Raw genomic sequence first — 25,049 nt, forward strand, 5'->3', positions numbered from 1 at the left:
TTCACGCGGTCCGGGGTGGTGGGGTGTTGGCGGCAGGGTGCCGGGTGTTGGTTAATGGCGTGCGGGGGATGTCTGTTGCCGTGCGTGCCGGTAGGTAAGGCGGGAGTTCCTGTGAGTACTGAGTCGTCGGGTTCCGGTTCCGGTCAGCGGTTCGACGGGCGTTGTGTGGTGGTGAGCGGGGGAGCCCACGGGATCGGCGCGGCGACGGCCCGGCGACTCGCGTCCGAGGGAGCCGGGGTGGTGATCGCCGATGTGGATGCCGAGGAGGGGGAGCGCACCGCGGAGGCCATCCGCCAGGACGGCGGGCAGGCGGTGTTCGCGGTGTGTGATGTGGCCGAAGAAGAAGACTGGGCGCGGACGGTGGAGGCCGCCCGCGACCGCTTCGGGCCGGTATCCGGGCTGCTCAGCAACGCCTACACGGTGCGAGGCGGCGCGGCCGACGCGATCCGGCCGGAGGACTGGAACCGGCAGCTGTCGGTCATGCTGACCGGTGCGTTCCTCGGCGTACGGGCCTGCCTGGACGATCTGCGTGCCACGCGCGGCGCGGTGGTTTTGGTGTCGTCCGTGCATGCCGTCATAGGGCTGCCGGGACGCCCCGCCTATGCGGCGGCGAAGGCGGGATTGACGGGCCTGGCACGCCAGTTGGCGGTGGAGTACGCGCCCGGCGTACGGGTCAACGCGCTCCTGCCCGGCCCCGTCCTGACCCGCGCCTGGGACACGGTCGGCGCCGGCGACCGGGCGCGCAGCATCGAACAGACCCCGGCGGGCCGGCTCGGCCGCCCGGAGGAGGTCGCGGCGAGCGCGGCGTTCCTGCTGAGCGACGACGCGTCCTTCGTCACCGGGGCCAGCCTTGTGGTGGACGGCGGATGGAGCGTGTACAAGACGTCCGCCTGAGCCGCCCCCGCCCCCCTAAAGCGCCGGCCCCATCTGCCGTGCCCGTCAAGGAGGTTCACCCCATGAAGATCACCCGTGTCGAGACGTTCTCCGTACCGCCCCGCTGGCTGCTGTGCCGGGTGGAGACCGACGAGGGAGTGGTCGGCTGGGGCGAGCCGGTGGTCGAGGGGCGTGCGGCCACGGTCCGTACGGCCGTCGCGGAGCTGGCCGAACTCCTCGTCGGCAAAGATCCCTCGGGCATCGAGGACCACTGGCAGGTGATGACCAAGGGGTCCTTCTACCGGGGCGGGCCGGTGCTCTCCAGCGCGGTGGCCGGGCTCGACCAGGCGCTGTGGGACATCGCGGGCAAGCGCCTCGGCGTGCCGGTGCACGTGCTCCTGGGCGGCCCGGTCCGCGAGCGGGTACGCGCCTACAGCTGGGTGGGCGGCGACAGCCCCGCCCACATCACCGAGCAGGTGACCGCCCAGGTCGAGGCGGGCTTCACCGCGGTCAAGATGAACGCGAGCGGCCGCATGAACCGCCTGGCCACCGTCGCCGACATCGACGAGATCGTCTCCCGCGCGACCGCGGCCCGCGAAGTCCTGGGCGCGGGGCGGGACTTCGCGCTGGACTTCCACGGCCGTTTCCACGCCGCGAACGCCCGCCAACTGCTGCCCCACCTGGCCCCGCTCGCCCCCATGTTCATCGAGGAACCGCTCCTTCCGGAGTACGGACACCTGCTGCCCGGCCTGGTCGCCTCCTCGCCCGTGCCGGTCGCCACCGGCGAGCGCCTCTTCTCGCGGCAGGACGTACTGCCCGCGCTCCAGGCCGGGATCGCGGTCCTGCAGCCCGATCTGTCCCACGCGGGCGGCATCTCCGAGGTCCGCCGCATCGCCTCGCTCGCCGAGACCTTCGACACCCTCATCGCCCCGCACTGCCCCCTGGGCCCCGTCTCGCTGGCAGCCAGCCTGCAGATCGCCGTCAGCGTCCCCAACTTCCTCATCCAGGAACAGTCGATCGGCATCCACTACAACACCGGCGCCGACGTGCTCTCCTACCTCGCGGACACCGAGGTGTTCCGCTTCCACGAAGGCCATCTGCTGCGCCCCACCGGGCCCGGGCTCGGCATCGACATCGACGAGAAGGCGGTACGTGCGGTCGACGACAGCCAGGCCGACTGGCACAACCCGATATGGCGGCACGAGGACGGTTCGTTCGCCGAGTGGTGAGGGGCCGGTGGTCGGCACAGGCGGGGCGGCGTACCGAGCCGGTAGCTTGGGAGGCGTGGACTCGGCTCTGCACGAGGGTGACCGCCTGCGCGGCTGGGAAGTCGCATGCCCGCGCCGTCCAGGGCCCCTCGACGGCGTGGAGGTGGCCGGATTCCGTGACCGGTCGGCGGCCGGACTGGACATGCGGGTCGTCCCGCAGCCGGTCGTGACGGTCGTCATCGAACTCGGCGACGACGCCCTGTCCGTCGAGCATGACGGCAGCAGCCGGGCGCTGCGAAGCCTCGCCGCCGGGCTCATGCCGGGGGAGGCCCGCGTCCGCGCCCGGCGCGTGGAGTGCGTCGAGGTACAGATGTCGCCGGTGAGCGCGTACTCGCTGCTCGGTGTCGCACCCTGTGACCTGGACGGCGGCGTGTTCGGCCTGGAGGAGTTGTGGGGGCGCCATGAGCCCCGGCTCCGGGAGCAGTTGACCGGCATTCCGGGGTGGGAAGGCCGCTTCGCGCTGGTGGAGCAGTTCCTCGTGCGCCGTGGTGCCTCGGCACCGTCGATGGATCCGGAGGTCGTCGCGAGCTGGGAGCGCATCGTCTCGCGCCGGGGCCGGGTACGCGTCGGTGACCTGGCGGTGTCATGCGGGTGGAGCCGCAAGCGGCTGTGGGCGCGGTTCACCGCCCAGGTCGGCCTCACGCCCAAGCGCGCCGCGATGCTCGTACGCTTCGACCCCGCCGTCAAAGGCCTGTCGGCGGGCCGGGACCCCGCAGAGGTGGCCGCCGTGTGCGGTTACGCCGACCAGTCCCACCTGCATCGCGACGTCATGGCCTTCGCCGGCTGCACGCCGGGCACGCTGGCCCTTGCCTGACCGGCCGCGGGGGGCCGGCGACGCCGCCCGGCGGGGGCAGCCGCGTACCGCGGGCGTGCACAGGGGCAGGGCACGCTCGTTCATCGCGTGCTTCATGACGAGCGTGGAGCCCAGCCGCTGCACGCCCGGCAGTGTGGCCGGCTTGTCGTCGCAGAGGCGCCGGAAATCGGGCAGGCCTTGCTGACGTGCACGCCCCGCGGCCTCGCGCCGTCCCCCGGGTGCCGGGCAATGATCATGCTCGGCGTGCTGCTGCTTGCCGAGCGCCTGGCGGCCTGAGGCGGATATTTCACGCAGGGTCCTCGGTGTCCGGCCCGCCCCGCCACTCGTGCGTGAGCAGCGACCAGACCTCCATGTCGTGGCGGACCCCCCTGTACAGGGACTGCTCGCGCAGGGTGGCGTCCAGGTGCATGCCCATCCGCTGGGCGACGGCCCGGCTGCGGGTGTTGCCGGCGCTGTTCCACCACTCGATGCGGTGCATGCCGCGCTCACCGAAGGCGTACGCGATCAGATGCCGGACCGAGGCGCTGATCAGGCCGTGGCCCTCACCCGCGGGCTCGGCCCAGACGCCGATCTCGCAGTTGCCGGTACCGACGTCGAAGTGCACGAACATCACGCCGCCGATCAGGATGCCTTCCCGCCAGATCCCGTAGATGCGTCCGGCGTCGGCGGCCTGCTTGTCCGCGTAGCTCTGGAGAGTGGCGCGGGCGGACTCCAGGTCGGTGGAGCGCGACGCCCAGGGGATCCAGGGGTCGGTGTGGGAGCGGGCCCGGTCGATGTGGGCCAGGAACTCGGCGTCCTGCCAGGGCTCGAGGGTGCGGAGCTCGGCGTTCTCGGTCAGCGGTATGGCGTACATGACTCGTCCTCTTGCGGTTGTCCGGGTGCCCGGTCGTCCGGGTGTCCGGTTACGGGTGGCCGGATGTCCGGCTGGGCGCGTGGCGGGTTCGGGCCCGGCGCATCCGGGTGCGTGGCTTTGGGGCGGGTGGCTTTGGGGCGGGCGGGTCTCCGGCGGGCGGCACTCAGGTACGTAACGAACGTTGGGTATGTACTCTAGCGGCCATGACGCCGCCAGCCCGGACAGATCATGACGCCCGCCGGACCGAGGTCTCGCAGGCCGTGTGGCGGGTCCTTGCCGCCCATGGCTTCGGCGGCCTCACCCTGCGCGCGGTCGCCGCGGAGATGGGCGCCACCACCGGCTTGCTCACGCACTACTTCCCCAGCAAGCGCGCCTTGCTGCGACACGCCCTGGAGGTGCTCGACCGGCGCTCGGCCGACCGTCCCCGCCCCGCGGCGGAGCGTGCCGGTGAGGCGTCCGGCCTGGTGATGCTGCGGGCGACGCTGCTCGACATCCTTCCGCTTGACGCCGAGAGCGCGGCGAGCAACCGGATCTGGGTGGCCTCCTGGGACGTGGCCCTCGCCGACCCGGAACTCGCCCGGGAGCACGCCGAGCGTTACCGCCGCGCACGCGAGCGGATGGCCGGCCACGTCGAAGAGGCGGTGCGCCTCGGCGAACTGCCGCCCGGCACACGCACCGAGGACGTCGCCGCGGCGGCCCAGAGCTTTGTCCTGGGGCTGGTCGTCCAGGCGCTGTTCGCGCCCCGGGAGTTCCCTGCCGAGCGGCAGATCGCGCTGGTCGACGATTACCTGGCGGGGCTGGGGCACCGGTGAGCAGCGTGCGGGGGCCGGTTAGCGTGTCCGGATGATCGGCGTGGAGCGGGTGGAGTGGGACGGCATCCCCGACCGGGAGCGGTTGAACGACTGGTATCTGGAGCAGCGGGACCGGTTCTCGGACCTGGCCAGGGACGCCGACTGGAACGGCGTGTTCGAGAAGCTGGGGGAAGAGCCGTGGTGGGTCAATTTCCCGCGACCGGGGCACCGCAGCGGCTTCGCCGCGCTGCATCAAGCGGCCTGGCACGGCGCGGACTTCGCCGTCGTCTCCCGGCTGATCGCGTTCGGCGCCTGGCGCACGCTGCGCGCCCGTGACGGGCGGCGCGCCGTGGACATCGCGCGCGACCGGGGGCAGACGCATCTTCTTCAGCTTCTGGAGCCGGTCGAGGTGCGGCTTCCTGCCCCGGCAGACATGCTGGAGCGCCACTTCCACGCGCTGCTGCGGGAGAGGACCGGCAGCTGCTTCGAGGAGATCGAGCACCGGCTGCCGCCGCTGTCCCCGCTGACGGAGCGGCCGAGGATGGAGATCTACTTCCGGGTGGTCGGGATGATGGGCGGCTTCACCTACTGGCTCGACGAGGACATTTTGCGTGTGAACGGCCGCTCGCGGATGGACGGTGACGACGGGGACCACTACCGCGTGACCCCGGAGGGCTGGTCCAAGATCGAACACAACCCCACACCGGCGTCTCACGCCTGACGGGCTCGCGCTTGACGGGCTCGTGCTTGACGGGTTCGCGCCTGGCCGGCCGGCTCGTGCTGACGGGTTCGCGCCTGTCGGGTTCGCGCCTGACGGGCTTGCGCCTGACCGGCGTCGACCCGCCGTCCGTGGCTACAGCCAGTCGTGCTCGCGCGCATAGCGCGCCGCATCGTGGCGGGTGCGGGTCTGGGTCTTCTGCATGGCGTTCGAGAGGTAGTTGCGTACGGTGCCCTGCGCCAGGCTCAGGCGGGTGGCGATCTCGGCGACGGAGTAGCCGTCGCCGGTCACGCGCAGGACATCGATCTCCCGGTCCGTGAGCGGGCAGTCGTCGACGACGGCGAGCGCGGAAACGTCCGGGTCGATCCAGCGCTTGCCCGCGTGCAGGGTGGTGATGACCGACGTGATGTGCGCGGGCTCAGCCGACTTGCTCACGAAGCCCTGGACCCCGAGTTTCAGGGCCTTGCGCAGTACTCCGGGCCGGGCGTGGCGGGTCAGCATGAGGATCACCTGGTCCGGCTGCGCACGGCGGATCTCCGCGACGGCGCCGAGGCCGTCCACGCCGGGCATCTCCAGGTCGATGACCAGTACGTCCGGGCGGTGCCGGAGGGTGGCCTCGATGGCCGACGCGCCGTCGTGCGCTTCGGCAAGCACGGTGATGTCGCCTTCGAGCGGCAGCAGCGCCGCCAGCGCTTTGCGGAGCAGGGCCTCGTCGTCGGCGAGTACCACGCTGGTCATCGGTCGTCCTCCTGTGCCTCGGCCCCGGGGAGCGGCTGCGCCGGGCGAGGGGCGGGAAACTCCGCGGCCGTGACGAAGCGTCCGTCCTCCTGCTCCACCGTCAGTTCGCCTCCGTCGTCGCTCACGCGTTCCTTGAGGGTGGCAAGGCCGCTGAGCTCGGGAAGGGGAGCGGCCGGCGCGCCGTCATTGACGATGGTGATGCCCGACTCCGAGAGGGTGATCCGCACCTGTGTGGCCTGGGCATGGCGCAGGATGTTGGTCGTCGTCTCGCGCAGGACCTGGCCGAGCAGTCCGTTCACTCTTTCGTCGGGGTCGGCCGAGCGGTTGACGCGGACCCGGATGCCCGCGGCTTCGAAGAGGTTCTTGGCGTTCTCGATCTCCGCGGAGAGGTTGAGCCGCCGCTGCGCGTAGGCGAGCTCCTTGGTCTGGGTGATGGTGTCGCTGACCAGGGCACGCACTTCTCGCAGCTCCTCTTCCACGCGTTCGGTGTCGCTGCGCAGCAGCTTCTCGGCCAGCGTGATCTTCAGCTTGACGACGTGCAGCGTGTGGCCCTGGATGTCGTGCAGATCGCTGGCGAAACGAACGCGTTCCCGGATGACCGCCAGCTCCGCCTCGCGCTCCCGTGACCGCTCGATGACCTCGTAGAAGCGCTGGTTGGCGAACATCAGGCCGGTCGCAAGCACCATGATGCCCGTGGGCAGGATGACGTAGAGGAGCAGGACGCCGGACACGTCGTCCGGTGATTCCAGCAGCTTCGCCGCGCCCACCGCGGCGACGAACGCGCTCAGGACCACGGTCGCGGTCAGGCGGCGGCTGCGGGACAGCTGGGAGATGAAGTAGGGGCCCACGATCGTGACGCCGTAGAAGGCCGTGTGACTGTCGGTCACCAGCACTCCGAGAAGCCACACGGCAGCGGTGATGATCAGGCAAGGGAGCGCGACGCGGGAGGTGTCGCCGGCTGTCCACCGCTCGATGACGAACAGAGCCGCGACCACCCCCAGGGTCAGGAGGACACCCTCCCCCCACGACCTGGCGTCGACCCCCACCAGGATCGCCCCCACGAGGGCGAGCGGCGGGATGATCATGGCGAGGTTGACGCCGCGCAGCCGTCCCTGCGTCGTCTGGGCGTGCTCAGGCATCGTGTGGCGGCTTTCCAGGAGCAGGATCGGCATCGGTAACGGGCTCGGTCTCGGGGACGAACAGCAGAGTCCGTCCCGCCATACTCGTCCGGCTCCGGGGGTGACACCAGTGACACCGCGTCATGCCTGCACCCTAAGGAATGTCACGGCGCGGTGATGACACCACGCCCCTGCCGGGCGGGCGCCCCGACGGCTGGAATCGATGTATGACCTCGACACCAGTCATCGACGTTGACCGCCTGAGCATCAGCTACGGCGACTTTCACGCCGTGAAAGACCTGACCTTCCAGGTGAACAAGGGGGAGCTCTACGCACTGCTCGGCACGAACGGCGCCGGCAAGACCTCGACCCTGGAGATCATCGAAGGCCACCGTACGGCCACATCGGGCACCGTGCGGGTCTTCGGGCGCAGCCCGCGCGACCGGCAGGCCGTGCGGCACCGCATGGGCATCATGCTGCAGGAGAGCGGCTTCTCCCCGGATCTGACGGTCAGGGAATCGGTCCAGCTGATCGGCAAGCTCTCGCGGCGTACGGACAGGGTCGAACGCGTGCTCGGCGTCGTCGACCTCACGCACAAGTCCGCCATCCGGGTCTCCCAGCTCTCCGGTGGCGAGAAGCGCCGTCTGGACTTCGCCACCGCGGTGTACGGCAACCCGGAGCTGATCTTCCTGGACGAGCCCACCACCGGCCTGGACATCCAGTCCCGCGACGCTCTGTGGGACGCCGTGGACAAGCTGCGCGAGGACGGATCCACCATCGTGCTCACCACGCACTACCTGGAAGAGGCACAGCAGCGCGCCGATCGCATCGGGCTCATGCACATGGGCGCCTTCCATCAGCAGGGCACCGTCGCCGAGCTGACCCGGACGCTCCCGGCCGCCGTCCGCTTCTTCCTTCCGGCCGGTGCTCCGGCGCTGCCGCTGCAGGCCACGCGCGAGGCGGACGGAGCGTTCCTCATCAAGACCTTCGGCCTGCAGAAGGACCTCCACATCCTGCTCGGCTGGGCGCATGCCAACGCGGTGGAGCTGGGGGAGCTCCAGGCCGGACCGACCCGCCTGGACGACGTCTTCCGCGCCATCGGCACCGCGTAGACCACGCCGCCGGGACCTCCCCGAAAGCCGGGGGCCGTCCCGGAAGCCGGACCTTCCCGAACCGGACGGTCCCCGGACCTTCCCGAACCGGACCGTCCCAAGAAGAGGACCCTCACGATGCTCTCCATCGCTCTGACCGAGCTCATCCAGATCTTCCGGAACCGGCTGGTTCTGCTGAACAGCTTCATCATTCCCGTGGCGGTCTGCGCGTTCTTCGTCTTCAAACACGAAACCTTCGCCGACCTGCGCAGCCTCGGATACATCGCGGCGGTGGTGATGTTCACCGTCACCGCTTTCGGGCTCTACGCCACCACGGTGACCACGCTGGCCTCTCGCCGCCAGACCCTCTTCCTCAAGCGGCTGCGCTCCACCCCGGCGAGCGACGTCAGCATCCTCTCCGGCCTGGTGCTGCCGGTCACCGTGCTCGGTCTCGTCCAGGTGGGCGCGATCCTCGCCGTGCTCGCGGCGGTCGCCGGAAAGCCGGACAACGCCCTCCTCCTGGCCGCGGCGGTCGTCTCGACGGTGGTCATGATGCTCGCCCTGGGCCTGGCCACCGCGGGACTGACGAACTCTCCCGAGCACGCCCAGGTGACCACGCTGCCCGTCAGCCTCGGCGCCATCGCCGTCACCAACTGGGTGGCCATCACCGGCACCGGGGAACTCACCCTGCTCAAGCGCCTGCTCCCCGGCGGATCAGCCACCGAACTGGTCCTCAACGCCTGGAACGGCGGCGTTCCCGTGGCCGATTCCCTGCTCCTGCTGCTGCCCACGCTGAGCTGGGTCATCGTCTCCGCGGCGCTGGCCTCCCGCCTCTTCCGCTGGGAGCCGCGCCGCTGACCTCTCGGTCTAAGGTGGCGGGGTGGATCTTGAGATGCTGCGGGACGAGAGCACCGTCGTCGCGGAGTTCACCGGGCTCAGCATCCTGCGACGACGCGCCCGCCGAGATGCTCCTGCGGGTGTGGCAGTGGTGGACCGGCAGTCTGACCGTCCCCGACCGCCCGCACGGCCACCCGAACTTCCCCCGCAGCGATCTCCTGCGCTACGCCGACGACGCGAACCCCCGTATGCGCCGGCTGGCGCTGGACGACCCGGAGTCCAAGCCGGACCTGGTGGAGCGATTCAGCCGGGACCCCAGCGAAGAGGTGCGCTACCGAGCCGTCACCGACCCGCGGCTGTCCGTCGCGTCGGCGATACGTCTGCTCGACGACCCGCACGAGTACGTACGCGGTGCTGCCGCCAGATACCCGGCGCTGCCCGCCCGGGTGCTGGTCCGGCTGCTGGGGGAGTGGGAGACCGCCGGGGACGCGGCCCGGCATCCGGCGTTGCCCGTCGGTGTCATGCGGCGGATGCTGCGAAGGCTGCAAGGCCGGGGGACCGCGTCAGCGGCCCGCTGACCGTGCCCTGTGAGCTGCGACGCCGGTGAGGCCGGGCGCGATCTGCGGATGCAGGACGAGTGCGTCGTCGTAGTCGCCGCGGTGCTCGTGGCGGTAGGGGAGCGGCTCGGTGCTGGGCAGTGTGCGCAGCCGCTCGCGGAGTTCGGCCGCGCGGGCACGGTAACCGGCAGCGTCGAGGCGGTCGGCGCCGTAGACGACGTAGGGCGGGAGCGCGTCCATCCCCGTGTACCAGAACGTGCCGTGCAGCAGCGGGAACAGCACCTCGTCGAGCTGCCCGTGGATCCCGCGCGGACCGAAGCCCGACTCCCGTGCGCCGACCGTGGTGATGACCATGGCGCGCTTGCCGGCCAGGCCGCCGTCGCCGTAGCGCAGGGTGCGTCCTGACGGGTCCTGGAGCCCGAAGGCGAAGCCCTGCACGAGCACCCGGTCGAACCACCCCTTGAGGATGGCGGGCGGACCGAACCACCACAGCGGGAACTGGAACACCAGCGTGTCGGCCCACGCGATCTTCTGCTGCTCGGTGCCGATGTCGTCCGTCAACTTGCCCGCGCTGTAAGCGTGTTCCTGCTCGGCGCCGACCAGCAGCCGATCGGCGCTCTCGCGACGGAAGTCGCCGGAGTCCACCACGGGCTTCCAGTCCATGGCATGGAGATCGGACTCGCGGACCTCGTGCCCGAGGCCGCGCAGTTCCCGTATCCCCTCGTCACGAAGGGAGCCGTTGAGGGACCGCGGTTCGGGGTGGGCGAATATCCAGAGAATCTTCATGTGATCGATCTTGCGCCGCGGCCCGGGAGCCGGACGAGTGGCCAGATGGTCATGGAGTGCAAGGATCTGGCCACCGCGGGGATGGGTGGTCCCGTTGTGGGTTTCAGGCGGTCACGCGCGTGCTCTCCCGGACCACCAGCTCGTACCCCGCGGTCAGTCGCGAGTGCGGTGCCATCGCGCCGGCGTCGATCCTGCGCAGCAGTGCGTCCACGGCCAGTTCCGCGATGCCCCGTTTGTCGGGGGCGATCGTGGTCAGGCTCGGCACGCTGAAGCGGGACTCCTCCACGTCGTCGAAGCCGACCACGGCCAGGTCGCGCGGGACCCGCAGGCCGTGTTCGTGCGCCACCCGCAGCGCACCGGAGGCCAGCAGGTCGTTGAAGCAGAACACGGCGTCCGGCGGGTCGTCGAGCGTGAGGAGCGCGCGCATCGCGGCGGCCCCCTCGGCGCGGGTGAACGCCCGCGTGGCCGGGGCCAGTTGCGGGTCGTGCGGGACGCCCGCCGCGTGCAGGGCGGTCAGATAGCCGTGCATGCGCTGGACGGTGGTGGCGTGCGCGGGGCCCGAGGGCTGGCCGATGACGGCGACGCGCCGCCTGCCGAGCGAGAGCAGATGGTCGGTGGCCTCGCGGGCCGCCGCCGAGTTGTCGATCAGGACGTGGTCGGCCGGGATCTCGTACGACTGCTCTCCCAGAAGCACGAGGGGTACGCGGCCCTCGCGGGCGGCGAGGGCCGGCTCGTCGAGTCGCAGCGGGCTGAGCAGGACGCCGTCGATGAGCGGGTCGCTCAGTCCGCAGGCGATGCGCAGTTCTTCGTCGGCGCTGCCCCCGGTGTCCTCGATGAGTACGGTGCAGCCGCGCTTCTTGGCGGCGGCGATGACTTGCGCGGCCAGTTCGGCGAAGTACGGAGCGACGAGTTCGGGTACGGCGAGCGCGATGATGCCACTGCGTCCGGTGCGCAGGTGGCGGGCCGAGGCGTTGGGCTGGTAGTCGAGGTCCGCGATCGCGCGCAGGACGCGTTCGCGTGTCCGGTCGGCGACTCTGGCCTCGCCGCGGACGACGTTCGACACCGTTTTGATCGATACCCCGGCGCGCTCCGCGACGTCCTTCAGGCGGGTGCCTGCCACGTGTTTCTCCCTCCCCAGACAGCAGCAGCGTACGTCATGGTCCAACGTTGTAACCGGTGGGGGCCGGGGTGGATCCGGCAGGTACGTGAACAGGTAATGCGTGCCTAGGTGTTGACGCCGTATTGCCAGCTGAGTACAACGTTGTAAACACAGCAGGCGGCCACGACCCGAGGTTGTCTCCGCTGTCTATTCCAACGTTGTACTCCGTGCAGCCCTGTGTGCCCTGTGTGCTCTGTGTTCTCCGGGTGCTCTGTGTGCTTTGTTCGCCCTGTTTTTTCTGTACGCCTTGTTCGCCGTGGAAGGACGCATGCCCATGCGGGACCGCATACCGACCCCGTCGCCGCCCGCCCCGTCCCGCCGCCGTGTGCTGCGCGGCGGGCTCGCCCTCGGTGCGAGCGGCGCCGCCGCCCTCACAGCCACGGGCTGCGGCAGCACCCTGGCGCAGGGCTTCACCGGCGGCGCGCCGTCACCGTCGCGGCTGAACTTCTGGAATCCGTTCACCGGCGGCGACGGCGAGCGGATGCTGGCGATGCAGGACGCCTACCGTGCCTCGCACCGCTCGGTGGACCTGAAGTCGGCGACGTTCCTGTGGGGCAACCCGTACTACACGAAGCTCACCCTCGCCACGCTCGGCGACCGGCCGCCGCAGGCAGCGGTGATCCACCTGTCGAAGCTGCCCACGCTCGCCGAGGCCGGTCTGCTCACCGCGCTGCACCCCGAGGACCTGGCCCGGCACGGCCTGACCGAGGACAAGTTCGACGCGCGGCCCTGGCGCAAGTCCCAGTTCAACGGCAAGCCGCACGCCGTGCCGCTGGACACACACCCCTTCGTGCTCTACTTCCGCACGGACATCGCCGAGAAGGCCGGACTGCTCGACAACAAGGGCCAGTTGGCGGATGTCGACGGCCCCGACGCGTTCATCGACGTGCTGCGTGCGGCCAAGGAGGTCACCGGCGCCTGGGGCGGTTCGATCGCCTCGGTCAAGGACGCCTCGATGCAGTTCCGCATCTTCTGGTCGCTGTACCGGCAGATCGGCGGCGGGGATCTCGTCGCCGACCAGGGCAAGCGGGTGGTCATCGACACGGCCGCCGCGGCCGAGGCGCTCGCCTACATCCGCCGCCTCAGCGAGGAGAAGGTGATCCCCGCCAACACCGACGGCAAGGGCGCCATCACCCTGCTGACCACCGGCAAGGCCGGATTCCTGATGGACGGCGTCTGGCAGGCCCTCGCGGTGCAGTCCGCGAAGGTCAAGTTCGACATGCGGCCCCTGCCGCGCATCTTCAAGGACGCGCCCTACGCCTGCGCCGCCGACTCGCACGCCCTCGTGCTGCCGAAGGCGCCCTCCGCGAAAGCCCAACGTCTCGATCTCTCCCTGGGGTTCGCCGCGTCGATGCTGCACTCCAGCAAGTTGTGGGCCGAGGGCGGCCATGTGCCGGCCTGGCTGCCGACCCAGCGCTCACGCGCGTACGAGGAACTTGAGCCGCAGTCGCACTACGCGACGGCCGCCGACGGCGCGGTCTACGACCCGGCCGCCTGGTACGGCGGCGCGGGCGGCACCATGCAGACCGTGGTGGGCGACGTGGTGACGACCGTGTTCACCGGCGACGCGAGCCCCACCGCCGGCGCCGCCCGGCTGCGCCGCGAGCTGCGGACCCTGGCCTCACGTCCCGCGCCCGTATGACCCGCGCCCGTATGACCCGCACCCGTATGAGCGGGGCCCGCTGACGACTCCCGCCCACCTCTCCCGCTCTGCCTCAACCCCCCTCGCTCCACCCGCCCCTGGATCCCGTACGCCTTGACCGAAAGGCCGAACCGTGGCCACGACGACCGCTCCCTCCCCGACGTCCAGCAGAGGCGACCGCTGGGCAGGACCGGGGATGCTGCTGCCCTTCGCCCTCTTCTACCTGGTGTTCCTGGTGGGGCCGCTGATCTACACCGTGATCGCCGGGTTCTTCGACACGAGCCTGCTCAGGAGCGGCCTCGGCGACTTCGCGGGCCTGTCGAACTACAAGGCGGTGCTCGGCGACGCGGAGTTCTGGCGCACCCTGGGCAACACGCTGTGGTTCACGGTCCTGACGACCGTGCCGCTCGTGGTGCTCAGCCTGGTCCTCGCGCTGCTCGCCGACCGGTTCGTGCGCGGCCGCTGGTTCTTCCGCTTCGCGTTCTTCGCGCCGTTCGTGCTGCCCTCCGCGGTCGTCTCGCTGCTCTTCATGTTCATCTACGCCGATCAGCTGGGCCTGGCCCAGGAGGCGGTGAAGTGGTTCGGCGTCGACACCCCGCCCTCGTGGCTCGGCGACCCGGACTGGGCGATGCTCTCCATCGCCGCGGCCACGGTGTGGTGGACCGTCGGCTTCAACTTCGTGCTCTACCTGGCCGGTCTGCAGGACGTGCCCCGCGAGGTCCACGAGGCGGCCGCCATCGACGGGGCCGGGCCCTGGCAGCGCATCCGCCATGTGGTCGTGCCGATGCTGGGACGTACGACGACGCTCGTGACGGTGTTGCAGGTCATCGCCTCGCTGAAGGTCTTCGACCAGATCTACATGATGACCAGTGGTGGCCCCGACGGCAGCACCCGCCCCTCGCTCCAGCTGATCTACGACACCGGATTCGTCGAGGGCCGCGTGGGCTACGCCTCGACCGTGTCGCTGCTCCTGTTCGTGGTGATCCTGTTCGTCTCCCTCGTCTGGTTCGCCCTCGTACGCCGTGCCGAGAAGGAGAACTGACCATGACCGCGATCGCCACGCGCCCCGAGACCGAACACCGCGGCACCACCGCCCCGCCGGCCCGCCGCCGCGACTCCGAGCGCCTCTTCAATCGAGTGGCGCTCGGCACCCTCATCGCGCTGGCCGTGCTGTGGCTTGTGCCGCTGGCCTGGGCGCTCGCCACCTCGGTGCGGCCCGCCCAGGAGGTCGTCACCAACCCGACCGGATGGTTCACCGCGCACCCGACCCTGAAGGCGTACGGGGAGATCTTCGACGCGGGGAAGCTGCCCTACTGGTACGCCAACAGCTTCATCACCTCGATCCTCACCACGGTCCTCACGGTGATCATGGCTTCGCTCGCCGCGTTCGCCCTGTCGCAGACCCGCTTCCGGCTGCGCCGGGCCGCGTTCGTGATGCTGCTCGCCGGCATCATGATCCCCGGCCAGGTCCTGATGATCCCGCAGTTCCTCGCACTCCAGTCGGCGGGTCTGCTGAACACCTACTGGGGTGTGGTGCTTCCCCAAGTCCCCAATGTCGTCGCCGTGTTCGTCTTCAAGCAGTTCTTCGACGGCATCCCGCGCGAGCTGATCGACGCGGCGCGCGCGGACGGCGCGGGCTGGCTGCGCACCTACTGGCAGATCGTGATGCCGATCTCCCGCCCGGCCGTCTCCGCCGTCACGATCTTCGTGTTCGTCGGCGTCTGGAACAACTTCCTGTGGCCCCTGCTCGTGGTCACCGACCCCGAGATGATGACGCTGCCCGTCGGACTCACCTCCGTCCAGGACGTGTTCGGGGTGCCCTACGCCCAGCTCATGGCGTCCGCCGTGCTCGGCGCGATCCCGCTGCTCGCCGTCTTCGCGCTGTTCCAGCGCCGCATCGTCGAGGGCATCGCAGGCACCGGCCTGAAGTAACCGGTGACCTCGTAACCCCCTTACCGCCCGGCCCTCACCGCCCGACCCGAAATCCGCACCAGAGAGAGGCACCAGAACATGCCGCACACCGCACGGTTCGTCATCGACCCCGAGTTCAGCGTCGGCGACGTCGACCCGCGCCTGTACGGAACCTTCGTCGAGCACATGGGACGCTGCGTCTACACCGGCATCCACGACCCCGAGCACCCCACCGCCGACGCCGCCGGGTTCCGGGGCGACGTCGCCGACCTCGTACGCGAACTGGGTACCGGCCTCGTGCGCTACCCCGGCGGAAACTTCGTCTCCGGCTACCACTGGGAGGACGGCGTCGGCCCGGTCTCCGAACGCCCCCGCAGGCTCGACCTGGCCTGGCGCTCCATCGAGACCAACCACGTCGGCACCAATGAGTTCCTCGGCTGGGCCAAGCAGTTGGGCCTCGACCCGATGATGGCCGTGAACCTGGGAACGCGCGGCATCGACGCCGCCCGCGCCCTGGTCGAGTACTGCAACCACCCGGGCGGCACCGCCTGGTCGGACCTGCGCATCAAGCACGGCGTGAACGAGCCGCACGACGTCAAGCTGTGGTGCCTGGGCAACGAGATGGACGGACCCTGGCAGACGGGCCACAAGTCGGCCACCGAGTACGGACGGCTCGCCGCCGAAGCCGGCAAGGCCATGCGCCAGGTCGACCCCACCATCGAGCTCGTCGCGTGCGGCAGTTCCAACTCGCGGATGCCCACGTTCGGCACCTGGGAGCGGGAGGTCCTGGAGCAGACCTACGACGAGGTCGACTACCTCTCCCTGCACGCCTACTACGAGGAGTTCGACGGCGACCGCGCCAGCTTCCTCGCCTCGGGCGCGCACATGGACCAGTACATCCGCGACGTGGTCTCGACCGCCGACCACGTCCGTGCGGTGCGCGGCGCCAAGAAGCACATCAAGCTCTCCTTCGACGAGTGGAACGTCTGGTACGCCGCCCGCTTCGTCGGTGAGCGCAATTTGGAGACCGCCGAGACGCCCCGCCTCATCGAGGACACCTACAGCGTCACCGACGCGGCCGTGGTCGGCTCGCTGCTCATCACGCTGCTGCGCAACGCCGACCGGGTGGCCGTCGCCTGCCTCGCCCAGCTGGTCAACGTCATCGCGCCCATCCGCACCGAGCCGGGCGGCGCCAGCTGGCGCCAGACCATCTTCCACCCCTTCGCCCAGGCGGCCCGCTTCGCCGCTGGCCGCGTCCTGCGTACCGACGTCACAGGACCCCGCATCGAAACGCCGCAGTACGGGGACGTGTCCGCCCTCGACACCGTGGTCACGCACGACGAGGAGACCGGTGGGCTCACCGTCCTCGCCGTCAACCGCGACCAGGAGCAGCCGCTGCGCGTCGAGGCCGCGCTGCGCGGAGACGTCGCCGGATACCGCCTCGTGGAACATCTGGTCCTCGCCGACGAGGACCACGACGCGGTCAACACCGAGGCGCGGCCGGACCGTGTCGTGCCGCGCCAGGCGACCGGTACGCACATCACCGCCGAGGGCGCCCTGGCGGCAGAGCTGCCGCCGGTCTCCTGGAACGTCATCCGCCTTGCCCCCCAAGGCGCCTAGGAACACAACGCCCCCATCCACCGCAGAGCCAGGAGAGGCCCATGTCAGCGCACGACCCCGCACGACCACGTCTCCTCCGTCCCACCGTCCTGTTCTCCGTGCTGCTCGCCTTCCTGGCGGCACTGTTCGTCTCGCAGGCGGGTTCGTCGGCCGACGCCGCGACCGGCACCCTGCTGCGCGACGGCACCGGCCTCTACCCGCGCGCCGTCAGGCTCGCCCACAGCGGCGACGCCAACGGCCGCATTCTTGCCTCGGTGGTCACGTTCGACGGGAACAACGGACTCGGCGCCATCCACGAGAGCACGAACGGGGGCGCGTCGTTCCGCCAGGTCGGCACGGTGCGCGACCCCGAGGCGGCGGGCGGGCAGGGACTGTGCTGCTCCACGCTCTACGAACTGCCGCGGCGCATCGGCAAACTGCCCGCGGGCACGCTGCTGTGGGCCGCGTCGATCGGGCAGGACGAGCCGAACCGGCGCATGGCCCTGCGGGTCTTCAAGAGCAATGACGTGGGCCGCAGCTGGAGCTATCTGTCCACGATCGCCACGGCGCCGAACGACAAGGGGCTGTGGGAGCCGGAGTTTTCCGTCGACGCCTCGGGGCAGCTCGTCGCGCACTACTCCGACGAGACCGACGGCGTACACAGCCAGAAGCTGGTGGCCGCGCGGACCGCGAACGGAGTGAACTGGACCGGCCACCACGACACTGTCGCCAGCACGCTCGCCTCGGACCGGCCCGGCATGGCGGTGGTGCGCAAGATGGGTGACGGAACCTACTTCATGTCGTTCGAGATCTGCTCGGCGGCGGGCCAGTTCCAGTGCGTCGTGCACTACCGCACCTCGTCCGACGGCTGGAACTGGGGCTCCGTCACCTCCCTGGGCATCCGCCCGGAGACCGCCGACGGCAAGTACTTCAAGCACGCGCCGAACCTGGCGTGGGCGCCGGAGGCCGGCAACCCGAAGGGCCGGCTCTTCCTCGTCGGCCAGGTCATGTACAACCGCGACGGCAGCAAGGCGGCAGGCAGCGGGCGCACCGTCTGGGTCAACAGCGCGGGCGGTGCGGGCAAGTGGCGGGAGATCCCCGCGCCGGTCGCCGTCGAGTCGACGACCGTCGACTACTGCCCCAACTACAGCTCGGCCCTGCTGCCGTCGGCCGACGGCAGCAGGCTCCTTGAAATAGCCACGGACTGGTCCGGCTCGGTCTGCAAGCCGTACTTCGCCACCGGTTCGGTGCCCGCCGCCTGAGCGCACCGGTGCCCCGCGTGTGCGATGACTTCATCGCACACGCGGGGCACCGGTCTGCCGTTACGGGTTGACCGTGTTGCCGCCGTAGGTGACGACGAGGCGCCCGTCCGACGCGTAGGACCACTTCAAGGCCCCGGCGTACGAGGAGCACCGCGACCCGTTCGTACCGGTCCAGAACTGGTTCGAGCTGTCGGAGCTGCCGACGATCTTGTCGTTCGTGCCGCTGCCGCTGCGGCACGAGGTGTTGTTACGGAAGACCGACGTGCCGCCGTCGAAAGAGTAGTTGCGCTCCTTGTTGTCGATGCTGACGTTGTCCGACACCGTCATCGTCCCGAGGTTCCTGTTGTACGTGAACCCGTGCTTGCCGTTGTTGTAGGCGATGTTGCGCCGGATGACGTGGTTGACCTTGATGTCCTCGCCGCCGAGCTTGTAGCCGTTGCGGTCGCCGTTGCCGGCCTGCGAGCCGTCGCTGAGGGTGCCGTTGCCGAGTGCGAGGGAGTCCTCGATGGTCACCGCGCCGATGGGGCCGGTGTCCGTCTTGGTGTACAGGTCCCAGCCGTCGTCGATGTTGTTGTGCGCCACGGCGTAGCGGAAGACGTTGCCCGGCCCGGAGGTGAGCTTCGCGGCGAAGCCGTCGGCGTCCTCGCCGTCGGAGTCTGCGTTGTCGTGCGACTCCGCGCTCAGGACGAGGTTGTTGGACGGCCACTGGCTGCTGGGGGTGCTGGAGAGCATGCGCGAGAGCTGCAGGCCGGTGTCGCGGTTGTAGCGCGTCACCGTGCGCTCGAAGACGTTGTTGCTGCCGCCGACGAAGATGCCGTTGTCACCGGCGCGCTCAACGACGACGCCCTTGACGTGCCAGTACGAACCGTTCACGGCGAGCCCGCGATTGGCCGGGTCCTCGCTCTGCGCCGAGAAGTTCAGGACCGGGGTCTCGCCCGGGTAGGCGGCGAGCTGGGTGCGATCGCTCGCGGTGCCGTTGTTGCCCTGCGGGATGGTGACGGTCTGCGCATAGCGGTAGGTCCCGCCGCGCAGGTAGATCGTGCCGCCGGGAGCGATGCGGGCGATCGCCGAGGTGAGCGTCGTGGGAGCCGTTTCGGTCCCGGCCGCGCCGTCGGTGCCGTTGGGCGCCACGTACAGGGCGGAGGCCTCCGGTGGCGTCGTGGTGTCGCCGCTCACCTCGGCGTCGAGGTAGTCGATGTTGGGCAGGCCGGCCGAGGTGGTGGGGCTGAGCCGGATGGTGTTGCTGCCGGACTTCACCGGGACGGTGAGCGTCGTCGTCGCCCACGTCCCCCAGGCGCCGGTGCTGTCGAACGACGCCGACGTGACCGCCGAGCCGTTCGCGGTGATGTTCGCGGGACGTGCGGTGGCGGCGCCGTTGGCGAAACGGACCTTGATCGTCGCGGTGCCGGCCGCGGCGGCGTTCACGGTGAACTGCGCGTAGGCGCCCGTCGCGTTGGTGGCGTTGCAGAATCCGCTGCCGGAGTAGCCGGACCAGTCGGAGTCGATGGTGCCGGTGCACACCGCCGGGGAGTTCTCGGCCTCGTAGAGGGTGGACGCGGCCTGCGCGGTGTTGCCGGTCAGTGCGACGAGCGTGCCGGCCAGCAAGCCGACGCACGCGGTGACGGGTCTTATTCGCATCGAGGGTCTCCAGACTGATTCGCCAGGATGAATGAACTGCCGGATCCCGCCTTGCACATGCGACGGGAAAGCGCTTTCCTGGAAGCTATTGCCGCCCCGTGGACACGTCAACAGTCATGTACATGATCCTTATTCACGGACACGAACCCAAGCGGGAACACGAACGGGTGGTGTTCCGCGATCTGTGCTCAGCTACACGGGGGAGTCCGCAGCGAGCCTGCGTTGACCTGACGTCAGCAGGGGCTACCGAGGGACCATGACCTACGACCCTCTCGACGTGATGTTCCGGCGGATCGACCTGACGCAGGCCATGGAAGACCAGTTCGGCACCTCGCGGGCGTGGCCGCTGCATCTTCGTGCCGCCCACGCCCAGCTCGAACAGCTGCGCAGACTGATCGGCGACGACCACTACGAGACGTTCACGGACTGCGCCCTCGAAGCCGTCCGGCGGCGCGAGGCCGGCCAGGGCCAGGGGGAGCTGCACAGCCACTACCTCGGGCGCGAACTCCACCAGCAGGGACTGGCGCTCGGCGAAGGCGCCGCTCAGGTGGCCTGGGGGATCGCCTGCGGGCTCACGGTCCTCCTCGACGACGACCAGTACGAGAAGGTCATCACCGCCGCGGCGGTGGGGTGCCGGGCCGGCATCCGGACCAGCACGGCCGGAACCTGTCCGGCGCCCGGGGCTACTGGCGCCTCATCGGACTGATCCACACAATGGGCGTATGACGAAGCCCGCATCCGCGCCCGCGCCCGCGCCGAACGCGGAGTGCGAGGGTGAGTGCGACGGCGACGAGGCTCCGCATACCGCCCGGCACTTTGGCGCCGGCTCCTGCCGCTGTGCGTGCGACACCCACCCCGAATTCCCCGGAGCGTGCCGTGGTCACGCCGAACCGGGTCTCACCGCCGCCTTCGACGCGCCCGCCGCCGGCGCCCGGCAGGTGCCGCTGTGCCGCAACTGCCACGACATCCGCATGGGTCTTGCCCCCCAGCGCGACTCCGACCTGCAAGCGGTGACCGAAGCAGTCACCGCCACCTGCACCTGCCACTGCCGGGCCAACCACCCCGCCCGGCCCGGCATCTGCGAAGCCGCATCCGACGACAGGGCGACGATCGGCGGGCAGCCGGTCTGCCGCGAATGCGCCGATGCCGGTCGCGGTCACTGACGCCGCCCGTCAGAAGTGTGTGGCGATCCCGAAGACGCGGCGGAGTTGTGCCATGTCGTGCCGGTCGCGTTCTGACGGTTCGTAACCCTGGTGGAAGTAGACCTGCTGTTCGGCGGACAGACACGGGACAGGCGTCCCCCCAACGGTGCCCGTCACGAAGCACGTGGCGGGATAGACGAAGGGGCGCCGCGGGTCGGGGGATGCCTGCACCGCCGATCCGTCGCCGGAGAAGACCAGGGGATGCAGATCGATCTCCCGCCCGTCCGGAGCCGTCACGACGAACCGGACGGGCCGCCGGTCCAGGCTCTCCACGAAACCTTCCGCGCGGAGGGCCGCCAGCACGGCGGCTTCGTGGTCCTGGCGGTGCATCAGATCCAGGTCGCGGTGGTCCCGGGTCCGCTCGCCGACCAGGGCGTCGATTCCCCATCCGCCGCCGACCCAGACATCCGCGTTCGCCCGCCGCAGTACGTCCAGCACGAACACCACGTCATCGGCTGTCATCACCGGGCCCATGCTAATGAGCTGAGTCACGGACCGGGCGGTGACGGATCAGCGCCCTGTCCGGGGCTGCGCGGAGGCAGCCGCCGGGTGATCCGGTCGAACAAGTCCGTCAGTGGCTCGCTGACCTCCCGCCCGAACTCGCTCAGTCCGTAAGTGACTTGGGGCGGCGTCGTCGGCTCCACCGCCCGCCAGACCAAGCCGTCCTTGACCAGCGCGCGCAAGGTCTGGGCGAGCATCTTCTCGCTGATGCCCTGGATGCTGTCGCGCAGTTCGTAGAACCGGAGGTCGTTGCTCCGCAAGGAGATCAGCACCCAGATGCCCCACCTGCTGGTGACGTGGTCGACCATGTCGCGCGCGGGGCAGTCGGTGTGAAACACCTCATACCGAGGGCCCGCCTCGGCCTGTGCCAGCTGCGCACCTTCATTCATGTAGGGAGCTTACCTCTGGGTATGTCCTTACGGAAAGTAAGTCCGGCTCCTAGCGTCAATCCCCGTAGCGCACAACGGACTTGGAGTTGGACATGATCGTGGTAACCGGAGCTACCGGGAACGTGGGCCGGCCTTTGACGCAGGCCCTGGCCGAGGCGGGCGAGCAGGTGACGGCGGTGTCGCGGCGCGCGGCGGCGATGCCGCGGGGGGTCCGGCATATGGCGGCCGACCTGGCCGAGCCCGCGAGCCTTCTGCCCGCGCTGGACGGAGCGAAGGCTCTGTTCGTCCTGCTGTCGGGCGACCTGCACGGCCCCGAAGCGCGGCCGGGCGACATCATCGACCTGGCCGCGGCCAGTGGAGTGCGCCGGGTCGTCCTGCTGTCTTCGCAGGGTGTGGCGACCAGACCGCTCGGCCCGACGCGGGTCGCGATGCGCGCGCTGGAGGACGCGTTGCGGGAGTCAGGCCTGGAGTGGGCCGTCGTGCGGCCCGGCGGCTTCGCCTCCAACGCCCTGGCCTGGGCGGAGTCCGTCCGCGCCCGGGGGACGGTCGCCGCACCCTTCGGCGACGTGGGGGTGCCGGTCGTCGACCCGGCCGACATCGCCGAGGTCGCGGCGGCCTGCCTGCTGGACGAACGGCACACCGGCGGGGTGTACGAGCTGACCGGGCCGGAGGTGATCACACCGCGTCAGCAGGCGGAGGCGATCGCCGCCGCGCTCGGCTCGCCCGTGCGCTTCCACGAACTGACCCGCGACGAGGCCAAGGCCGCGATGACCCGCTTCGTGCCGGCCGAACTCGCCGACGACACCCTGGACATCATCTCCGCCCCGATCCCGGCCGAACTGCGGATCAGCCCGGACGTGGAGCAAGTCCTCGGCCGCGCCCCGCGCCCCTTCAAGGACTGGGTCGCCCGCAACATCGCCGTTTTCCGCTGAGCCACATCAGTGCCCCGGGCCGCTAGGAGGGCTCGGCGCGCGCGGAGTGCGCGAGCCGGGCGGCGAAGGCCTCGACGAGGCCGCGGAGTTCGGCCGGGCGCTCGATGACGAAGGGCCGGTCCAGCGAGGCCAGTGCGGCAGGCAGCCAGTCGAGCCGCTCCACGCGCATCTCGACGCGGGACCAGGGCTCGGTCCGCGGCTCCGCGCCGTCCGGGGGCTCCGGGTGCGGCAGCTCCGCCACGATCGCGACACTCGGCGGAAGCCGGGTGTGGATGTGCCCGGCCGTGCCCTGGACGCGCAGGGTCACGTCATGCCGGTACGGAGCCGTGGCGAGCCCTGTCAGGACGCGCTCGGCCGGGTCGAGGCCAGTCGGCGGTTCGAAAGAGCCCGGCAGGGTCCGTACGCCGGTGATCCGGTCGAGCCGGAACGTGCGGTCCTGGCCGGTCGAGAGGTCCGCCCCCGTCACGTACCACCTGCCCGAGTGGGCGACGAGCCCATGGGGGTGCAGTGTGCGTTCGCTGCGGGCGCCGGTCGAGTCGGTGTACCGGATCGAGAGGGGCCGGTGGTGGTTCACCGCGTCGGCGACCGGCAGCAGGACCCCCGACTCGGGGGCGGCGGTGTCGCCGGACGGAGCGGTGAAGGCGAGTGAAAGGAGCACCGCGTCAAGCCTGAGCCGCAGCCGCTCCGGCAGAACCCGCCGGATCTTGGCCGTGGCCGTCTCGCTCGCGGCACCCGCGGCGGTCGTCAGGCCGGCCCGCCGACCGGCGACCAGGCCGAGCAGCACGGCGAGCGCCTCGTCGTCGCTGAGCATCAGCGGAGGCATGCGGAAGCCGGGGGAGAGCCGGTAGCCGCCGTAGCGGCCGCGCACCGCTTCGACGGGCACATCGAGGTCGACGAGATGGCTGACGTAGTGCCGCACCGTGCGTTCGTCGACGTCGAGCCGGTCGGCGAGTTCGGACGCGGTTCTGATGCCGCCGGACTGAAGGAGCCCAAGGAGGGCCAGCACGCGGGCGATGGGGCGAGGCATGTGCAGAAGTCTCCCCGATATACCGGGCGGGTTCCGCCCGGTATTGGTCATAGCCTCTGGTCAGCAGCACGGAACGACCAGGAGAAAACTCATGAACTTCGTCTCTGTCCGCATCATCACCGGCGATGTCGCCCGCCTCGTCGAGTTCTACGAGCGCGTCACCGGAGTGTCCGCCGATTGGTCCACCGAGGACTTCGCCGAGCTCAGGGTCGCCTCGGCCACCCTCGCGATCGGCAGTACCCGTACGGTCCCGCTGTTCTCGCCGGGCTCCGCCCGCCCGGCCGACAACCACAGCGTCATCCTCGAATTCCTCGTCGACGACGTGGACAGCGTGCACAAGAACCTGACCGGCTTCGTGGAGGACTTCGTGAACGAGCCCACCACCCTGCCCTGGGGCAACCGCTCCCTCCTGTTCCGCGACCCCGACGGCAACCTGGTCAACTTCTTCACCCCCGTCACACCGGGGGCCATCGAGAAGTTCGGGCGCTGAGACCGGCATCTGCCGGTCTCAGCGCCCGGATCTCAACCGCGGGTCAGGGCGCGGTCGAGGAGGGGGAGCAGGCGGTCCCAGTGGTGCTGGAGCGCGTCGGGGTTGTAGGCGTCGGTGTCGGACATGGTGAAACCGTGGATGGTGTCGGGATAGGTCTCGATGGTGTGGGTGACTCCTGCGGCGTCCAGGGACCGGTCGAGTTCCTCGATGGCCTCGGACGTGAGGTCGCCCACGGCGAGGCCGAGGTGCACTTCGGCCTTGAGTTCGGCGACGAGGCGGTGCGGGCTGTCGGGTGCGTCGGTGACCAGGAAGCCGGGGTGGAACCCGGCGACGGCGGCCACCTGGCCGGGATGGGCCGTCGCGGTACGCATCGCCAGGGCCGCGCCCAGGCAGTAGCCGATCGTGGCGACCGGTCCGGGGCTGACCTCGGGCTGAGCGGTGAGGAACCTGAGGTAGGCGTCGGCGTCGCGCAGGACGCGTTCGGTGGTGTGGGCCTCGACCAGGGGCATCAGCTGTCCGAAGACAGTGGGCCGGGCCTCTTCCCCGATGTGTTCGGGAAGTTCGATCACCGGGGCCGGGCCGGTGCGGTAGTAGAGGTTGGGGACGAGTACGTAGTACCCGTGCTCGGCCAGTTCGCGGGCTTTCGCCTCCAACTCGGGCCGCGGACCGAAGGCGTCCGGGTACAGCAGCACCCCGGGGTGCCGCTCGCCGTGGTCGGGGAAGGCGGCGAAAGCGTCGGCCTGACCGTCCGGGGTGGGAATCTGCACTGTCTTGCTGGGCAAAGTCTTCTGTCCTTCCTTGGACTGCTGTCGGTGGAACCTTGGGCTGATGCCGGTGGAACAGCCTTGTGCGT

Annotated in this window: 27 protein-coding genes; 17 read left to right on the forward strand and 10 right to left on the reverse strand. The window is 70.2% G+C overall.

All coding sequences use genetic code 11. The annotated features are described in order from the left end of the window. The first annotated feature begins 165 nt into the window (after nt 1-165). The 3 genes from IE226_RS01730 to IE226_RS01740 all read left to right on the forward strand — a co-directional run bounded on the left by IE226_RS01730 (nt 166) and on the right by IE226_RS01740 (nt 2,955). A complete protein-coding gene (locus tag IE226_RS01730) occupies nt 166-894 on the forward strand; it encodes an SDR family NAD(P)-dependent oxidoreductase (RefSeq protein ID WP_373306865.1) in 729 nt (242 codons plus the stop codon). 62 nt (nt 895-956) lie between these two features. Continuing rightward, nucleotides 957-2,102 carry a galactonate dehydratase gene (gene dgoD, locus IE226_RS01735; RefSeq protein ID WP_190079111.1) on the forward strand — a complete coding sequence of 382 codons (1,146 nt, stop codon included), beginning with the start codon at nt 957-959 and terminating at the stop codon, nt 2,100-2,102. A gap of 55 nt (nt 2,103-2,157) precedes the next feature. After that, nucleotides 2,158-2,955: a helix-turn-helix domain-containing protein gene (locus tag IE226_RS01740; protein WP_229870319.1), complete on the forward strand. Its 798-nt coding sequence runs from the start codon at nt 2,158-2,160 to the stop codon at nt 2,953-2,955. Nucleotides 2,956-3,241: 286 nt separating this feature from the next. Here the strand turns inward: IE226_RS01740 and IE226_RS01745 are convergent, their stop codons facing one another. Further along, the gene (locus tag IE226_RS01745; protein ID WP_190079112.1) at nt 3,242-3,808 is read right to left on the reverse strand and encodes a GNAT family N-acetyltransferase; all 567 of its coding nucleotides are present in this window, start codon (nt 3,806-3,808) and stop codon (nt 3,242-3,244) included. Nucleotides 3,809-4,068: 260 nt separating this feature from the next. On the opposite strand from IE226_RS01745, the gene IE226_RS01750 reads away from it, so the two are divergent. Beyond that, complete coding sequence (locus tag IE226_RS01750; protein ID WP_190079542.1) at nt 4,069-4,620, forward strand: TetR/AcrR family transcriptional regulator; 552 nt, start codon at nt 4,069-4,071, stop codon at nt 4,618-4,620. A gap of 31 nt (nt 4,621-4,651) precedes the next feature. After that, complete coding sequence (locus IE226_RS01755) at nt 4,652-5,320, forward strand: ankyrin repeat domain-containing protein (RefSeq protein ID WP_229870323.1); 669 nt, start codon at nt 4,652-4,654, stop codon at nt 5,318-5,320. 132 nt (nt 5,321-5,452) lie between these two features. Here IE226_RS01755 and IE226_RS01760 read toward each other — a convergent pair whose 3' ends face one another. Then, nucleotides 5,453-6,055: a response regulator transcription factor gene (locus IE226_RS01760; protein WP_190079113.1), complete on the reverse strand. Its 603-nt coding sequence runs from the start codon at nt 6,053-6,055 to the stop codon at nt 5,453-5,455. Beyond that, entirely contained in the window at nt 6,052-7,227 is a 1,176-nt protein-coding gene (locus tag IE226_RS01765; protein ID WP_229870325.1) for a sensor histidine kinase, read from the reverse strand. The genes IE226_RS01760 and IE226_RS01765 overlap by 4 nt, the downstream gene beginning before the upstream one ends. Before the next feature lie 173 nt (nt 7,228-7,400). Between IE226_RS01765 and IE226_RS01770 the strand changes: the two genes are divergently transcribed. The 3 genes from IE226_RS01770 to IE226_RS01780 all read left to right on the forward strand — a co-directional run bounded on the left by IE226_RS01770 (nt 7,401) and on the right by IE226_RS01780 (nt 9,679). After that, nucleotides 7,401-8,285: an ABC transporter ATP-binding protein gene (locus IE226_RS01770; protein ID WP_190079114.1), complete on the forward strand. Its 885-nt coding sequence runs from the start codon at nt 7,401-7,403 to the stop codon at nt 8,283-8,285. Nucleotides 8,286-8,402: 117 nt separating this feature from the next. Continuing rightward, on the forward strand, nt 8,403-9,122 hold the full coding sequence (locus IE226_RS01775) for an ABC transporter permease (protein WP_190079115.1): 720 nt from the start codon (nt 8,403-8,405) through the stop codon (nt 9,120-9,122). 119 nt (nt 9,123-9,241) lie between these two features. Then, nucleotides 9,242-9,679, forward strand: coding sequence for a HEAT repeat domain-containing protein (locus tag IE226_RS01780; protein ID WP_308429384.1), 438 nt, complete (start codon nt 9,242-9,244; stop codon nt 9,677-9,679). Here IE226_RS01780 and IE226_RS01785 read toward each other — a convergent pair. Further along, nucleotides 9,665-10,444 carry an NAD(P)H-dependent oxidoreductase gene (locus IE226_RS01785; protein ID WP_190079116.1) on the reverse strand — a complete coding sequence of 260 codons (780 nt, stop codon included), beginning with the start codon at nt 10,442-10,444 and terminating at the stop codon, nt 9,665-9,667. The genes IE226_RS01780 and IE226_RS01785 overlap by 15 nt on opposite strands. A 103-nt stretch (nt 10,445-10,547) precedes the next feature. Beyond that, nucleotides 10,548-11,564, reverse strand: a complete 1,017-nt coding sequence (locus IE226_RS01790) for a LacI family DNA-binding transcriptional regulator (RefSeq protein WP_190079117.1) — start codon at nt 11,562-11,564, stop codon at nt 10,548-10,550. Between the two features lie 313 nt (nt 11,565-11,877). Between IE226_RS01790 and IE226_RS01795 the strand changes: the two genes are divergently transcribed. The 5 genes from IE226_RS01795 (at nt 11,878) to IE226_RS01815 (ending at nt 18,017) form a co-directional block, all read left to right on the forward strand. Then, a complete protein-coding gene (locus IE226_RS01795; RefSeq protein ID WP_229870326.1) occupies nt 11,878-13,245 on the forward strand; it encodes an extracellular solute-binding protein in 1,368 nt (455 codons plus the stop codon). Nucleotides 13,246-13,378: 133 nt separating this feature from the next. Further along, nucleotides 13,379-14,287 carry a carbohydrate ABC transporter permease gene (locus tag IE226_RS01800; RefSeq protein ID WP_229870328.1) on the forward strand — a complete coding sequence of 303 codons (909 nt, stop codon included), beginning with the start codon at nt 13,379-13,381 and terminating at the stop codon, nt 14,285-14,287. Nucleotides 14,288-14,289: 2 nt separating this feature from the next. Beyond that, a complete protein-coding gene (locus tag IE226_RS01805) occupies nt 14,290-15,177 on the forward strand; it encodes a carbohydrate ABC transporter permease (RefSeq protein ID WP_190079119.1) in 888 nt (295 codons plus the stop codon). A 78-nt stretch (nt 15,178-15,255) separates the two neighbouring features. Next, on the forward strand, nt 15,256-16,776 hold the full coding sequence (gene arfA / locus IE226_RS01810; RefSeq protein ID WP_190079120.1) for an arabinosylfuranosidase ArfA: 1,521 nt from the start codon (nt 15,256-15,258) through the stop codon (nt 16,774-16,776). A 41-nt stretch (nt 16,777-16,817) separates the two neighbouring features. After that, nucleotides 16,818-18,017, forward strand: a complete 1,200-nt coding sequence (locus IE226_RS01815; RefSeq protein WP_190079121.1) for an exo-alpha-sialidase — start codon at nt 16,818-16,820, stop codon at nt 18,015-18,017. Between the two features lie 60 nt (nt 18,018-18,077). Here the strand turns inward: IE226_RS01815 and IE226_RS01820 are convergent, their stop codons facing one another. Next, nucleotides 18,078-19,655, reverse strand: a complete 1,578-nt coding sequence (locus IE226_RS01820) for a right-handed parallel beta-helix repeat-containing protein (protein ID WP_190079122.1) — start codon at nt 19,653-19,655, stop codon at nt 18,078-18,080. Nucleotides 19,656-19,911: 256 nt separating this feature from the next. Between IE226_RS01820 and IE226_RS01825 the strand changes: the two genes are divergently transcribed. Both IE226_RS01825 and IE226_RS01830 read left to right on the forward strand, forming a co-directional pair. Continuing rightward, on the forward strand, nt 19,912-20,361 hold the full coding sequence (locus IE226_RS01825; protein ID WP_190079123.1) for a hypothetical protein: 450 nt from the start codon (nt 19,912-19,914) through the stop codon (nt 20,359-20,361). A gap of 16 nt (nt 20,362-20,377) precedes the next feature. Continuing rightward, entirely contained in the window at nt 20,378-20,818 is a 441-nt protein-coding gene (locus IE226_RS01830; RefSeq protein WP_190079124.1) for a hypothetical protein, read from the forward strand. A 9-nt stretch (nt 20,819-20,827) separates the two neighbouring features. On the opposite strand, the gene IE226_RS01835 is transcribed toward IE226_RS01830, so the two are convergent. Then, on the reverse strand, nt 20,828-21,319 hold the full coding sequence (locus IE226_RS01835) for a nucleotidyltransferase domain-containing protein (protein ID WP_190079546.1): 492 nt from the start codon (nt 21,317-21,319) through the stop codon (nt 20,828-20,830). Between the two features lie 26 nt (nt 21,320-21,345). Further along, nucleotides 21,346-21,747, reverse strand: a complete 402-nt coding sequence (locus IE226_RS01840; RefSeq protein ID WP_190079125.1) for a winged helix-turn-helix transcriptional regulator — start codon at nt 21,745-21,747, stop codon at nt 21,346-21,348. A gap of 92 nt (nt 21,748-21,839) precedes the next feature. On the opposite strand from IE226_RS01840, the gene IE226_RS01845 reads away from it, so the two are divergent. Then, nucleotides 21,840-22,679, forward strand: a complete 840-nt coding sequence (locus IE226_RS01845; RefSeq protein ID WP_190079126.1) for an SDR family oxidoreductase — start codon at nt 21,840-21,842, stop codon at nt 22,677-22,679. A gap of 22 nt (nt 22,680-22,701) precedes the next feature. Here IE226_RS01845 and IE226_RS01850 read toward each other — a convergent pair whose 3' ends face one another. Beyond that, the gene (locus IE226_RS01850) at nt 22,702-23,706 is read right to left on the reverse strand and encodes a helix-turn-helix transcriptional regulator (protein ID WP_190079127.1); all 1,005 of its coding nucleotides are present in this window, start codon (nt 23,704-23,706) and stop codon (nt 22,702-22,704) included. Between the two features lie 91 nt (nt 23,707-23,797). On the opposite strand from IE226_RS01850, the gene IE226_RS01855 reads away from it, so the two are divergent. Continuing rightward, nucleotides 23,798-24,196 carry a VOC family protein gene (locus IE226_RS01855; RefSeq protein ID WP_190079128.1) on the forward strand — a complete coding sequence of 133 codons (399 nt, stop codon included), beginning with the start codon at nt 23,798-23,800 and terminating at the stop codon, nt 24,194-24,196. A 32-nt stretch (nt 24,197-24,228) separates the two neighbouring features. Here the strand turns inward: IE226_RS01855 and IE226_RS01860 are convergent, their stop codons facing one another. Then, nucleotides 24,229-24,978: a dienelactone hydrolase family protein gene (locus IE226_RS01860; RefSeq protein ID WP_190079129.1), complete on the reverse strand. Its 750-nt coding sequence runs from the start codon at nt 24,976-24,978 to the stop codon at nt 24,229-24,231. Between the last annotated feature and the right edge of the window lie 71 nt (nt 24,979-25,049).

The organism is Streptomyces longisporoflavus (genome assembly GCF_014649775.1).
GTDB classification, from domain to species: domain Bacteria; phylum Actinomycetota; class Actinomycetes; order Streptomycetales; family Streptomycetaceae; genus Streptomyces; species Streptomyces longisporoflavus.

Coding starts and splice junctions, on each gene's coding strand:
- IE226_RS01825 (WP_190079123.1), top strand. CDS start 19,912: ATGACCTACGACCCTCTCGACGTGATGTTCCGGCGGATCGACCTGACG.
- IE226_RS01830 (WP_190079124.1), top strand. CDS start 20,378: ATGACGAAGCCCGCATCCGCGCCCGCGCCCGCGCCGAACGCGGAGTGC.
- IE226_RS01745 (WP_190079112.1), bottom strand. CDS start 3,808: ATGTACGCCATACCGCTGACCGAGAACGCCGAGCTCCGCACCCTCGAG.
- IE226_RS01765 (WP_229870325.1), bottom strand. CDS start 7,227: ATGCCGATCCTGCTCCTGGAAAGCCGCCACACGATGCCTGAGCACGCC.
- IE226_RS01835 (WP_190079546.1), bottom strand. CDS start 21,319: ATGACAGCCGATGACGTGGTGTTCGTGCTGGACGTACTGCGGCGGGCG.
- IE226_RS01770 (WP_190079114.1), top strand. CDS start 7,401: ATGACCTCGACACCAGTCATCGACGTTGACCGCCTGAGCATCAGCTAC.
- IE226_RS01760 (WP_190079113.1), bottom strand. CDS start 6,055: ATGACCAGCGTGGTACTCGCCGACGACGAGGCCCTGCTCCGCAAAGCG.
- IE226_RS01850 (WP_190079127.1), bottom strand. CDS start 23,706: ATGCCTCGCCCCATCGCCCGCGTGCTGGCCCTCCTTGGGCTCCTTCAG.
- IE226_RS01775 (WP_190079115.1), top strand. CDS start 8,403: ATGCTCTCCATCGCTCTGACCGAGCTCATCCAGATCTTCCGGAACCGG.
- IE226_RS01820 (WP_190079122.1), bottom strand. CDS start 19,655: ATGCGAATAAGACCCGTCACCGCGTGCGTCGGCTTGCTGGCCGGCACG.
- dgoD (WP_190079111.1), top strand. CDS start 957: ATGAAGATCACCCGTGTCGAGACGTTCTCCGTACCGCCCCGCTGGCTG.
- arfA (WP_190079120.1), top strand. CDS start 15,256: ATGCCGCACACCGCACGGTTCGTCATCGACCCCGAGTTCAGCGTCGGC.
- IE226_RS01855 (WP_190079128.1), top strand. CDS start 23,798: ATGAACTTCGTCTCTGTCCGCATCATCACCGGCGATGTCGCCCGCCTC.
- IE226_RS01795 (WP_229870326.1), top strand. CDS start 11,878: ATGCGGGACCGCATACCGACCCCGTCGCCGCCCGCCCCGTCCCGCCGC.
- IE226_RS01840 (WP_190079125.1), bottom strand. CDS start 21,747: ATGAATGAAGGTGCGCAGCTGGCACAGGCCGAGGCGGGCCCTCGGTAT.
- IE226_RS01785 (WP_190079116.1), bottom strand. CDS start 10,444: ATGAAGATTCTCTGGATATTCGCCCACCCCGAACCGCGGTCCCTCAAC.
- IE226_RS01845 (WP_190079126.1), top strand. CDS start 21,840: ATGATCGTGGTAACCGGAGCTACCGGGAACGTGGGCCGGCCTTTGACG.
- IE226_RS01815 (WP_190079121.1), top strand. CDS start 16,818: ATGTCAGCGCACGACCCCGCACGACCACGTCTCCTCCGTCCCACCGTC.
- IE226_RS01755 (WP_229870323.1), top strand. CDS start 4,652: ATGATCGGCGTGGAGCGGGTGGAGTGGGACGGCATCCCCGACCGGGAG.
- IE226_RS01805 (WP_190079119.1), top strand. CDS start 14,290: ATGACCGCGATCGCCACGCGCCCCGAGACCGAACACCGCGGCACCACC.